Below are 13,260 nucleotides of genomic sequence, written 5' to 3'. Positions count from 1 at the left end.
CAGGAGAATAAATGGCTGAAAACTTTATTGAAGAAGGAAATAAATATCTAATTGGAAATTATGCCAGATATCCGGTTTCTTTTGTAAAAGGTGAAGGGGTTTATCTGTATGACACACAGGGAAAAAAATACCTTGATATGCTTGCCGGTATAGCGGTTAATACCTTAGGCCATGCAGACCCAGATTTAGCAGAAGCTATCTGTAATCAGGCTCAGCAGGTTATTCATGTATCAAATCTTTTTTATATACAACCCCAGATAGATGTGGCAAAAATTCTTGTGGAAAATTCCTGTTTAGACAAAGTCTTTTTCTGTAATTCAGGTGCAGAAGCCAATGAAACAGCAATAAAACTTGTTAGAAAGTATTTTTATGATAAAGGAAGACCGGACAAATATGAAATAATAACATTTACTGGCGGATTTCACGGAAGAACAATAGGTTCATTGACAGCAACAGCCCAGCCTAAATACCACGAAGGATTTAAGCCTCTGCTTCAGGGGATTAGATATGCCTCTTTCAATGATATAGACAGTCTTAAATCTGCGGTAACAGAGAACACAGCAGCAATAATGTTTGAACTGATACAGGGAGAAGGTGGTATTAATCCAATAGATAAGCAGTTTTTACAGGCTATAAAAGAACTTGCAGAAAAACATAAGCTCTTAATTGTGATAGATGAAGTCCAGACAGGAATAGGCAGAACAGGAAAACTGTTTGCATATCAGCATTATGATATATGCCCTGACATAATAACACTGGCAAAAGGCCTTGGTGGAGGTGTGCCAATAGGTGCAGTCCTTGCAAAAGAGAAAATAGCTGCTTCTTTTACTCCGGGAACTCATGGTTCAACATTTGGGGGGAATTATCTGGCAACAACAGCGGCAAAAGTTGTCTTAAATAAGGTGCTGCAAAAGGGGTTTTTAGAAGAAGTAATCGAAAAAGGAGAATATCTAAAAGAATTGCTTACAGATATTGGTCTTAATCCAAGGGGAAAAGGCCTTATGATAGGTTGCCCGCTTCCTCCGGAAAAAGATGCATCCCAGATAGCCAAAAATTGTCTTGAAAATGGGCTTATAATAGGAACTGCAGGCGGAAACACACTGCGATTTGTTCCTCCTTTAATCATAACAAAACAGCAGATTGAAGAAGGGATAAAAATACTAAAGGATTGTCTATAAACAATTTATAACTTAATATGTTAGATAGATATTAAATGGTAAGGGGAGTATATGGATATAACAGAAAAAGATATTATTAATTTTTTAAAGCATAGAGGAAAACCTGTCTATTTTAAAATGCTCCAGAGGAAATTAGGAGTTCCTAAATCCGAAAAAAAAGTTCTCCGCAAGCTCCTAAAAAAACTCCAAAAGAAAAAAATAATCAGATATGAAAAAGGAAAATATCTGCTTACAGAATGGAAACAAAAGGAAGAAAATCTAATTGAAGGCAGAGTAGAAGCCCATCCAAGCGGTTATGGATTTCTAATCATAGGGGATGAGGTTGAGGATTTATTTATCCCTCCTCCGGAAATGAGATATCTGTTTGACGGAGATATTGTTCTTGCCCGTGCAGTTAAAAGAAGAAAAAAAGATGAAGCAAAAATAGTAAAAGTAATAGAAAGAGCGATAAAAACAGCTGTTGGAAGATATTATAAAGACAGGACAGGACATTATATTCTTTTATCAGACACAGTTTTACCCCATAAAATATATATTTCAAAAAAAGAAGCAAAAAAACATAAATTAGAACCGGGAACTTATGTTGTTATAGAAATAACCCAGTATCCAGCACCCCGTATCAGAGGCAGAGGGAAAATACTTAAAGTCTTAGGAAAAACAAAAAATACATTAACAGTAGCAGAAATCATAGCCAGAAAGTATAACCTGCCAACAGAACATTCAAAGGAAGCAATAGCTGAAGCAGAAAAACTGCCATCAACAGTTAGGATAACCAAAAATAGAAGAGACCTTACAAAGCAGATATGTTTCACAATAGACCCACCATCCGCCAGAGACCATGATGATGCGGTGGCAATAGAAAAAGAGGGTAATTTATACAGACTTTATGTCCATATAGCAGATGTATCCCATTATGTTAAAGAAGGTTCTGCAATTGATAGGGAAGCATTTGAGAGGGGTAATACATACTATCTTCCTGAAAGAGCACTTCACATGCTACCAGAAAGACTTGCAGCAGAACTTTGTAGTTTAAGACCAAACGAGAAAAAATATGCTTTTACCTGTGAGATGCTTATTAACAAAAAAGGTCAGGTGGTTGAATACGACATATATGAAAGTGTTATCGTAAGTAAAGCAAAACTGACCTATGATGAAGCACTGAGACTTATTGTTGGTGACCCTGCACTTGAGGAAAAATATCCGGATGTTGTTCAACCCCTTAGATATATGGAAGAACTGGCAAAAATCCTTATGAAAGCAAAGGAAAAAAGAGGAAGCATTGATTTTGATATGCCAGAAAGTCAGATATTATTCACAGAAACAGGAGACCCTTATGATGTCGTTCCATACGAGAGACATCTGGCACACCGAATAATAGAAGAATTTATGATAATTGCCAATGAAACAGTTGCAAAACATATGTTCAAAAAAGAACTGCCTTTTATATACAGGGTTCATGAAGAACCAGATTTAGACAAAGTTATAAAATTTGTTGACCTTGTTGCAGGTCTTGGATATGACGTTTCATACCCAGAGAAAATAACACCAAAATTTATCCAGAAAATCCTTGAAAAAGTTGCAGGCACCCCTGAGGAAAATCTTGTCAGATTTATGGCTCTAAGGACTATGAGACAGGCTAAATACTCCACAGAAAACATAGGACATTTCGGGCTTGCTTCCGATTGTTACACTCATTTTACCTCACCGATTAGAAGATATGCAGATATAAATGTCCACAGAATGCTCAAAAAAGAGATAAAAGGAAAATTCACCAAAAAAGACCTCCAGATACTTCCTGCCAAACTTGAAGAAATTGCCAAACAATGCTCAAAAATGGAAAGGGTCGCTGACGATGCAGAAAGAGATGCCCTTGAAATCTTGAAACTAAGAATTCTAACTAATCATATAGGTGAAGTATTTGAAGGAATCATAACAGGAGTTGTTTCTTTTGGGCTATTTGTTGAAATTGAAAAATATTTAATAGAAGGACTTATTCCTATAGCCACATTACCTGGATATTTCAAATATGATGAACTCAACCAGAGACTTATCAGCGAAGGCAAAATTTTTAGATTAGGAGACAAAATCAGAGTAAGGATTGAAAATGTTGATGAAGACCTAAAAAAATTAGACCTTTCTTATGTGGAAACTTAAAAATTCTTTGAATCTTAATAACTCTCTGAAGATTTCATAAACAAGTATAACACTTTATCTTTGAACTTTATATAACTATTGTGATATGATAATTAAGATTGAAATCAATCTGTGGAGGACTTAGGAGAATGCCTGAGGTTCATGTAATACCGGATATTACTCTGTTTGTGCAACTTGCCATATTCCTTGTTTTTATGTTCATTATGAAAAAAATCTATTTTGACCCTTACCTTGAAGCATTTGACGAAAGGGAAAAAACTGTAGAACAGCTTTTAGCAGAAGCTGAAGAAAATAAGAAAAAAACAGAAAAAATCCTTGAGGAAGTAGAAAAAATCCTTGCTCAAACAAGAGAAGAATCTAAGAAAATTATGGAACAATACCACAAAGAAACTACACAAATGGTAAATGATATTCTCAGAAAAGCTCAGCAAGAAGCAGAAAAAGAAATAGAAGATGCCAAGAAGGAAGTGGCTTTAACAGTTGAAGTAGAAAAGAAAACAATGGACAAAATAATAGAAAAAATTGCAGAAGAAATTACAGAAAAACTACTTCTCAAGGAGAAAGCAGCATGAGAAAAATCTTCCTGTTAAATCTGGCTATTGTTTCCCTGTCTGTTGCCTCAGAAGGAGAAGGCAGTTTAATGTTGTGGAAAACTATAAATACTCTTATTTTGGTTGCTCTTTTGGTATGGGTTTTCAAAAAATGGATAGCTCCTGCTTTAGAAAACAGAAGACAATCTGTAGCTTCAATGGTTCAAGAGGCACAAAAAGCACAAGAAGAAAGCAAAAAAGCTCTTGAAGAAGCACAGGCAAAACTTGAAGAAACCAAACAAAAATTCCATGAAAGCTTAAAAATAGCAGAAGAAACTGCAAAAAAAGAAAGAGAAGCAGCTTTAAAAGAAGCTGAAGAAATAGCCCAGAGAATAAAAGAACAGGCTAAAGAAATGATAATGGTTGAGATTAAAAGAGGAGAAAACGAACTTAGAAAATATGCAGTTCAAAAGGCTATAGAAATTTCAGAAAAAATTGTAAAAGAAAAAGCAAATCCAGAAGTTGAGAAAGAATTAATTCTTAAAACTCTCAAAAGCATATCCTAAAACGGAGGTTCAAATTGAAAGTAGATAAAAAGATATTAAAAAGAGTTGTAAAAGTTCTTTTAAATAAACTTCCTAAAGAAGAATCAGTTTTAATCAAAGTTGCAGATGATCTTTCTCTTGTTCAAGATTTATACAGAAAAGATAAAACATTTAGAAATATAATCCTCAATCCACAATTACCTTACGAAGAAAAAGAAAAAGTAATTAATCTTCTTGCTGAAAAAGCATCTCTTAATGAGCATGTAGTAGAAGCTCTTAAATATATTGTTAAGATTAACAAAGGTAATATTCTTAGGGAAATTTCAGATCAGTTCTCATTTGAGGTTGAAAAATTCTTTGCAACTGTGAAAGGAGAAGTAATTACAGCCTATCCAATAGATGAGTCGTTACTAGAAGAAGTAAAAAAAGCAGTTGAAAGTAAATTAGGTAAGAAAGTTGAATTTGAAGTAAAACAAGACCCATCAATAATAGCAGGAATTATCGTAAAAGCAGGAAGTTATATTCTTGATTCCTCTGTAAGAACATATCTGAGAAAATTAGAACAACAATTAACATCTTACTAAGAAATAAAATTAAGAAGATAAAAGGAGGTTTTAGATGTCTGCAATAAGAGCGGAAGAAGTAGCTGAAAGCCTTAAAAAACAATTAGAAGAATTTGAAGCTAAAGCAAATCTTGAAGAAGTTGGAACAGTTCTTCAGGTTGGTGATGGTGTTGCAAGGGTATTTGGTCTTGAAAAGGCTATGTATGGTGAAATGGTTGAATTTGAAAATGGAAAATTAGGTGTTGCATTCAACCTTGAAGAAGATAACGTCGGTATTATTCTTCTCGGTGATGAAACAGGAATAGAAGAAGGAACTATAGTAAAAAGAACAGGAAAGATACTTGAAATCCCGGTTGGAATGGGGCTTGTAGGAAGAGTTGTTGATGGGACAGGAAAGCCAATAGACGGAAAAGGACCAATAGAAGATATAGCATACTACTCACCTGTTGAAAAAATTGCTCCAGGTGTTGTTACAAGAAAATCTGTTCATGAACCACTTCAAACAGGTATCAAAGCTATTGACGCAATGATACCTATCGGAAGAGGACAGAGGGAGCTTATTATCGGTGACAGGGCTACAGGTAAAACAACTATTGCTATAGATACTATCCTTAACCAGAAAGGTGAAAATGTTTACTGTGTATATGTTGCAATAGGGCAAAAAAGGGCTGTTGTTAGACAAATAGTTGAAACACTCCAGAAACACGGAGCTATGGAATATACAACAGTTGTTGCTGCTACAGCTTCTGACCCTGCAACAATGCAGTATATCGCTCCATTCGTTGGTTGCACAATTGCTGAATACTTTAGAGATAACGGAATGCACGCTCTTATTATATATGACGACCTTACAAAACATGCTTATGCATATAGACAGCTTTCACTTCTTCTCAGAAGACCTCCGGGAAGGGAAGCTTACCCTGGTGATGTTTTCTATCTCCACTCAAGACTTCTTGAAAGAGCTGCTAAGCTGAATGATGACCTTGGAGCAGGTTCATTAACAGCTCTCCCAATTATTGAAACACAGGCAGGTGACGTTGCTGCTTACATCCCAACAAACGTTATCTCTATTACAGATGGACAGATATTCCTTGAAACTGACCTTTTCCACAAAGGTGTAAGACCTGCTATTAACGTTGGTCTTTCTGTTTCAAGGGTTGGTGGTGCAGCTCAGATTAAAGCTATGAAACAGGTTGCAGGAACACTCAGACTGGAGCTTGCACAGTTCAGAGAGCTTGAAGCTTTCGTTCAGTTTGCTTCTGAACTTGATAAAGCTACTCAGCAACAAATCGCAAGGGGACAAAGACTTGTAGAACTCCTCAAACAGCCACCAAACAAACCGGTTCCGGTAGAAAAACAGATAGCAATCATATATGCAGGAACAAAAGGATACCTTGATGATGTCCCTGTTAACGCAATACAGAAATTTGAGCAGGAATTCTATACATTCCTTGACACAGAAAAACCTGAAGTTCTTGAAATGATTAGAGCAGAGAAAAAACTTACAGATGAAATAGAAACAAAACTGAAAGAAGCAATAGAAGAATTTAAAAAGAAAGTTGCCTTTTAGTGAGGTAAGGAAGAATGGCAAAACTCTCACCAAGGGATATTAAAAGAAAGATACAGGGTATAAAGAATACACAGCGTATAACAAAGGCAATGAAGGCGGTTTCCGCCGCCAAACTTAATAAAGCAAGGGCGATGCTCAATGCAACCCGCCCTTATTCTGAAAGGCTTTATGACCTTATAAATGACCTTGCAATGTTTGTTGATAGGGATATACATCCCCTTTTAAAAATTAGAGAAGAGAAGACTATAGATTACATCGTAATCACAGCAGACAGAGGTCTTGCAGGTGCATTTAACTCTTATGTTATAAAGCAAACCCTTAATGATGTTAAAAAATTCGAAGAAGAAGGCAAAAATGTTAATCTTATTCTGATTGGAAGAAAGGCTGTTCAGTTCTTCAAAAATAAAAACTTCAATATAATTGCAGAATACGAAGATATTTACAGAGACCATTTAAACCTTGCTTTCACATCTCAGGTTGGCGGAATAATTGCAGAAAGATATGAAAATGAAAAAACAGATGCAGTTTATATGGTAAATAATGAACTACTGACAACAGCCACCTATGAAACAAAAGTCAGAAAACTTTTCCCTATTGAGCCGGAGCTGGATTTTTCAAAACTTTCTGAACTTTCAAGATATAACATAGAACCATCTGCAGAAGATGTGCTTGAAGAACTACTTAAAAGATATATAAACTTCCAGCTTTACAGGGCATTGGTTGAATCCTCAACTGCAGAGCATGCAGCAAGGATGATAGCAATGGATAACGCAACCAGAAATGCCGGAGAAGCAATCAAAAAATGGACAATTATATTTAACAAAGCAAGACAGGAAGCAATTACTACAGAACTTATTGATATTATTAATGCTTCTAATGCAATTCAGTAAAAAGAAATATAGGAGGATATAAAGAATGGCAGATAACAAGGGTAAAATTGTTCAGGTCGTAGGACCTGTAGTAGACGTTGAATTTGAAACAGAAGAACTTCCAGAAATAAGATGGGCATTAAAAACAACAAGAATAGCAATTGATGACAGGGGAAACGAAACAACAGAAGACCTTTATCTTGAAGTTGCACAGCACCTTGGAGAAAAAAGGGTAAGAACTATTGCTTATGGTCCAACAGATGGTCTTGTTAGAGGACAAGAAGTTGAAAGTATAGGTGGACCACTTCAAATACCGGTAGGCAAAGCAGTTCTTGGAAGAATATTCAACGTTGTTGGACAACCAATTGACGATGCCGGACCTGTTGAGGCTGAGGAAAAATGGCCAATATTCAGACCTGCACCATCATTTGAAGAGCAGTCAACAAAAGTAGAAATATTTGAAACAGGTATTAAAGTTATTGACCTTCTTGTTCCATTCATCAAGGGTGGAAAAGTTGGTCTATTCGGTGGTGCTGGAGTTGGAAAAACAGTTCTTATGCAGGAGCTTATCCACAACATAGCTAAGTTCCACTCTGGATACTCTGTTGTTGTTGGTGTTGGTGAAAGAACAAGGGAAGGAAATGACCTTTGGATGGAAATGAAAGAATCTGGAGTTCTTCCATATACAGCTATGGTTTACGGACAGATGAATGAGCCTCCAGGGGTTAGATTTAGAGTTGCCCAAACAGGTCTGACAATGGCTGAATACTTTAGAGATGTTGAAAAGCAAGACGTTCTTATTTTCATAGATAATATCTTCAGATTTGTTCAGGCAGGTGCTGAAGTTTCAACACTTCTTGGAAGACTTCCATCTGCTGTTGGTTATCAGCCAACATTGGGAACTGACGTTGGTGAAGTTCAGGAAAGAATTGCTTCAACAGTTAATGGTTCTATTACATCTATTCAGGCTGTTTATGTTCCGGCTGACGATATTACAGACCCAGCGCCAGCATCTATTTTCGCACACTTAGACGCTACAATTGTTCTCCAAAGGAGACTTGCAGAGCTGGGTATTTATCCAGCTATTGACCCATTAGAGTCTACATCTAAAGCCCTTGCTCCTGAGTATGTAGGAGAAGAACATTACTACGTTGCAAGGGAAGTTCAAAGAATTCTCCAAAGATACAAAGAACTGCAAGAAATTATCGCAATTCTTGGTATGGAAGAACTTTCTGAGGAAGACAAGGCACTGGTTGGTAGAGCAAGAAGACTTCAAAGGTTCCTTGCTCAGAAATTCCACGTTGCTGAGCAGTTCACAGGACAACCCGGTGATTACGTAAAAAGAGAAGATACAATCAGATCATTCAAAGAAGTTGTTGAAGGTAAATGGGATCATCTTCCAGAACAGGCATTCTACATGGTGGCTGACATAGAAGACGCCAAAAGAAAAGCAGAAGAAATTATGGCAAAACAAGGATAATTAATCTACAAAGCGGGTTGACAGCCCGCTTTTTTAATTTTTTCATAATATTCCAAGTTATTCATATTTCAATTAGATTAATAAACACTCTTTACCATTAGTAAAAACCTGTTTTATTATTAATAATTAAAAACATATTTGCAGGGTATCGTATGGATTTTAGTATATTAGAGCCTCATATAGAAGACGTTTTTAAAAAATTTTATGATGAAATACTATCGGACCAGTATTTAAGAACATTTTTTAAATCAGAGGAACAAATTAAAGAACTTATTAAGAAACGAGTAAAAAATCTCCAGGAAACATTTAAAGAAACAGACAAAGAAATTGAGCTTAGATATTACCATTTGGGTAATCTTCATTATGATTTAAAAATTCCATTTGTTAATCTATTATCCGGCGTAGATTTTATTAAAAATGAGATATATAAAGTCCTTGCAGAAAAAGAGGTTCTTGACGTTTATTTCTTTGAAATAAATACTCTGTTTGAAAAAATAAAAAATAGTCTTGCAAAGGCCTATCTTGACCGTTCTCTTGAGGAAATAACAGTTGGATTTAATCCGGAATACAAAAACTTCAAATTTTTTAGCTATCATGTCCAGTGGCTTGAAAGATTAAAAGATGTTGCAACTTCCCTTGATAAAAGCCATATTCCAGAACTGGATAGTAGATACTGTAATTTAGGTAGATGGTTTCATACAAGGGAATTTGAACTGATATGTGGGGATAGAAAAAAATGTTTCATTATTTCTGAACTTCATGAACTTATCCATAATACAGGTAAAAGTCTTGTATTTTATATATTCCACAGAAAGTATGTTGAGGCGTATTTACTTTTTAAAACTTTGAATGGGCTTTCCCTGAAAATTATGAATGAACTTTATGAAGTTTATCTCAATTTCCTAAATAATAGAGAGGAAAAGTTTTTATACTATCTGTCTAAAAGACTTCAAGAAATAAAAGCAGGATATTTGTCTATTATTAATGTAAGAAAATTAAAAGCTATCAATGAAATATACGGTAAAACTACAGGTGATTATATTCTTGATATAGTAGAAAGACTTATAAAAGATAAGTTGGTAAAAAATGAAGACTTACTTATAAGGGGGATATCTGGAGAGTTTTATATATTTTGTGAGAATAATAAAAGGAAAATAATGGAAAAGTTAAAAGATATAAAAAAGTATATAGAAAGTTATAAAAATTTTCCGATGAATGTGAAAATTAGCATAGGTATCCTGGAATTTCCTGAAAATATATCCCTTTCACCTGAAGATTTAAGAAAAGTAATAAATACAGTAAGAGAAAAAGCAAAACATGAAGAAAATTTCTATTTTGCAAATAAAACAGAAATTAAGGAAAAAATATTACCTCGAGTAAAAACTCAATTTGAGGACTTTACTTTTGTTAGTAAAGCTATATCAAAGGGTGAAGTTGATATTTTTTTCCAGCCTGTTGTTGATCTTAAAATCGGAAATAAATATGGACTTGAAGCCCTTGCCAGAATAAAAAAAGATGGTAAGTATATTCCTGCCGGGGTATTTATAGACCCTGTGCACAGGCTCGGAATAATTATTGACCTTGATAAAGTAATTATAAAAAGAATTCTTAAACTCTCGGACATAATTTCACAAAAAACGGATGTTTTATTTGTTAATGTTAGTCCGGAATCCTTGAAATCAGAAAGTTTTGTTAATCTTTTAACAGATAGTATGAAATTACTTAAAGAAAAGGGTATAAAGGTTATTCTTGAACTTACAGAACAATCTTTTTTAAAGAATATTGAAGTCATTAGATTTTTGCATGAAGAATTTGATATATCCTTTGCCGTTGATGATTTTGGAACAGGATATTCTTCTCTTAAAACGGTAATAGATTTATCTGAATCAAAACTGATAGAAATTTTAAAAATAGATGGGAGCCTGATAAAAGGTATTACTTCTTCTGCTAAAAATAAAAAAATAGTAAGTCTGATAGTAGCAATGTCAAAAAATCTTGATATCAAAACTGTTGCAGAATATATAGAAAATGAAAAACTACTCCAAATTGTAAAAGATATGGGAATTGAATATGGACAGGGATTTGGTATAGGAAAACCGGTTCCTATTTCTGAAATTGTCTAATGTAGTTCACAAACTTATCCAGTCTAAGCCTTGCTTTTCCTTCAAAGGAAAAATCTATTGTTTCACCAGTTTCTGAAAATCTCTTATACCCTGTAAAAGCAACCATTGCTGCATTATCAGTGCATAGATAAAGAGGTGGAAAATAAACATTTAAGTTTCTTTTTTCTGCCTCTTGCAAAAATCTTTCTCTAAGTCTCGAGTTAGCAGATACACCACCTGCAACAACTATATTTTTAATACTAAACTCATTTGAAGCATCTAAAGTTTTACTTACAAGAACATCTACAACAGCTTCCTGAAAAGAACGGGCAATGTCTTCCTTTTTGTAAATACCCTTTTCAACTTCTCTCAAAACAGCACTTTTTAGTCCTGAAAAAGAGAAATTAAATCTATTTTTTCCTTTGTCTGATAAAAGCGGTCTTGGAAACTTTATTACTTCCTGTCCTTCTTTAGCCAGTTTATCTATTATTGAACCTCCAGGATATCCAAGGCCAAGCATCCTTGCAACCTTATCATACGCTTCTCCGGCTGCATCATCTAAAGTTCCACCTAAATAAACGTAATCCTCAAATCCCCTTATTATATAGAGCTCAGTATGTCCACCTGAAACAACCAGTGCGATAAAAGGAAATTCAATTTTCCTTTCTATAAAAATCGCAAATATATGGGCTTCTATATGGTGAACAGGAATAAGTGGTTTTTTATGAACCCAGCTTAAAGCCTTAGCTGCAGAGATACCAATAACAAGAGAAACTATAAGTCCAGGAGCTACGGTAACGGCGATACCATCTATATCTTCCATAGATATATTTGCATCTTTTAATGCTTTGTCAAGAACAGGAATAATATTTTTTGTGTGCTCTCTGGCCGCAAGGTCTGGATAAACTCCACCCCACTGGGCATGGAGTTTTACCTGTGAAGAAACAACATTAGAAAGAAGCCCTTTTTCTGAATCATAAACAGAGACCCCTGTATCATCACAGGAGGTCTCTATTCCAAGGATTTTCATTTTTCAGCTTTTTTTGCAAAGTTTATTATTTTAATAGCATTAATTGCAGTATCAAGCTGAGGGTCTTTGATTTTAACTTTTGTTCCGTGTATTTTTGCTTCCCTTTCAGCTTTAATTCTTTCCATTTCCTCTTTTTCAGAAACATGAACAACTATATCCGGTGTTATTCCTTTGTGCATTATCATCTTTCCACTTGGTGTGTAATAGTGTGCGGTGGTCAGTTTTATACCAGAACCGTCAGGAAGAGGAATAAGTGTTTGAACAGATGCTTTACCGAATGTCTTATCTCCGACAATAAGGGCTCTATTATTATCTTTTAATGCACCTGTAAGAATTTCTGAGGCACTTGCAGAACCTTTATTAACGAGAACTACAATAGGAATTTCTGTTGGGATAATAGGGTCATGTTCAGAGTAATATTTTTCATTTGCTCTTGGATCTCTACCCTTTGTATAAACAATCAATTCACCCTTTTTGAGAATCATATCTGCAATAGCAACGGCGGTTGATAAAAGTCCACCGGGGTTATTCCTCAGGTCTATGATTATTCCTTTTTTATTTTTGAATTTTTTAAGGGCTTTTTCAAAATCTTCTGTGGAGTTTTCCTGAAATTGTGTAAGCCTTATATAGCCTATATTGCTATTTTCCAATTCTTTTGTTTTTACACTTTTGATTTTTATAATTGCTCTTGTAATTGTTACTTTAAATGGTTTTTCAACTCCTTTTCTCCAGATTGTTAATGTAACTTTTGTCCCAGGCTTACCTCTCATTTTTTTGACGGCCTGGAGTAAGGTCATTTTATCTGTAGGCTCACCGTTTATTTCAAGTATCACATCTCCAGGTTTGAGGCCTGCTCTCCAAGCTGGTGTGTCCTCAATTGGAGCTACAATAATAAGTTTGTGGTTTTCCATTATGATTTCTATTCCCAGTCCGCCAAACTCTCCATGGGTTTCTGTTGTAAAATCTTTAAATTCTTCTGGGGTAAAAAATGTTGAGAATGGGTCAAGGGCATTCATCATACCCCGGAGGGAACCGTATATTAGCTTTTTAGAACTTACAGGTTCAACGTAATGTTCTTTGACAATTTTGAAGACCTCCGTATACATACCTAGTAATTTGAGGTCTTCCTTTAGTTTATCTTGTTGTGATGTTTTTGCAGCTATTCCAAAACTAAGGCCTGCAACAAATATCAGTATTATTCCGGCAACAAGGGAAATTCTACTTTTCATTCTCCTCTCC

At 34.9% G+C, this 13,260-nt stretch carries 11 protein-coding genes; 9 read left to right on the top strand and 2 right to left on the bottom strand.

The window, feature by feature from the left end:
* The first annotated feature begins 11 nt into the window (after positions 1–11).
* From MVE07_RS02125 to MVE07_RS02085, 9 genes are all read left to right on the top strand, one after another.
* Entirely contained in the window at positions 12–1,178 is a 1,167-nt protein-coding gene (locus tag MVE07_RS02125; protein ID WP_297453307.1) for an aspartate aminotransferase family protein, read from the top strand.
* A gap of 51 nt (positions 1,179–1,229) precedes the next feature.
* Positions 1,230–3,332, top strand: a complete 2,103-nt coding sequence (gene rnr / locus MVE07_RS02120) for a ribonuclease R (RefSeq protein WP_297453305.1) — start codon at positions 1,230–1,232, stop codon at positions 3,330–3,332.
* Positions 3,333–3,460: 128 nt separating this feature from the next.
* Entirely contained in the window at positions 3,461–3,904 is a 444-nt protein-coding gene (locus MVE07_RS02115; RefSeq protein WP_297453303.1) for an ATP synthase F0 subunit B, read from the top strand.
* A complete protein-coding gene (locus tag MVE07_RS02110; protein ID WP_297453301.1) occupies positions 3,901–4,428 on the top strand; it encodes an ATP synthase F0 subunit B in 528 nt (175 codons plus the stop codon). The genes MVE07_RS02115 and MVE07_RS02110 overlap by 4 nt, the downstream gene beginning before the upstream one ends.
* Before the next feature lie 14 nt (positions 4,429–4,442).
* Complete coding sequence (atpH, locus tag MVE07_RS02105; protein WP_297453299.1) at positions 4,443–4,991, top strand: ATP synthase F1 subunit delta; 549 nt, start codon at positions 4,443–4,445, stop codon at positions 4,989–4,991.
* A gap of 34 nt (positions 4,992–5,025) precedes the next feature.
* The gene (gene atpA / locus MVE07_RS02100) at positions 5,026–6,540 is read left to right on the top strand and encodes a F0F1 ATP synthase subunit alpha (protein WP_297453297.1); all 1,515 of its coding nucleotides are present in this window, start codon (positions 5,026–5,028) and stop codon (positions 6,538–6,540) included.
* Between the two features lie 14 nt (positions 6,541–6,554).
* A complete protein-coding gene (locus tag MVE07_RS02095) occupies positions 6,555–7,430 on the top strand; it encodes a F0F1 ATP synthase subunit gamma (protein WP_297453295.1) in 876 nt (291 codons plus the stop codon).
* A gap of 25 nt (positions 7,431–7,455) precedes the next feature.
* Positions 7,456–8,889: a F0F1 ATP synthase subunit beta gene (gene atpD / locus MVE07_RS02090; protein WP_008288863.1), complete on the top strand. Its 1,434-nt coding sequence runs from the start codon at positions 7,456–7,458 to the stop codon at positions 8,887–8,889.
* 152 nt (positions 8,890–9,041) lie between these two features.
* Entirely contained in the window at positions 9,042–11,012 is a 1,971-nt protein-coding gene (locus MVE07_RS02085; RefSeq protein WP_297453291.1) for an EAL domain-containing protein, read from the top strand.
* Here the strand turns inward: MVE07_RS02085 and tsaD are convergent.
* Positions 10,993–12,021, bottom strand: coding sequence for a tRNA (adenosine(37)-N6)-threonylcarbamoyltransferase complex transferase subunit TsaD (gene tsaD, locus MVE07_RS02080; RefSeq protein WP_297453289.1), 1,029 nt, complete (start codon positions 12,019–12,021; stop codon positions 10,993–10,995). The genes MVE07_RS02085 and tsaD overlap by 20 nt on opposite strands.
* Positions 12,018–13,250 (bottom strand): S41 family peptidase, encoded by a 1,233-nt coding sequence (locus MVE07_RS02075; protein ID WP_297453287.1) that lies wholly within the window; start codon positions 13,248–13,250, stop codon positions 12,018–12,020. Before MVE07_RS02075 ends, tsaD begins: the two co-directional genes overlap by 4 nt.
* Positions 13,251–13,260: the final 10 nt, after the last annotated feature.

It is taken from the genome of Persephonella sp. (assembly GCF_027023985.1).
Classification (GTDB): Bacteria; Aquificota; Aquificia; order Aquificales; family Hydrogenothermaceae; genus Persephonella_A.
The sequence above is the reverse complement of the archived record's forward strand: the minus strand, read 5'-3'. Positions and strand labels throughout refer to the sequence as shown.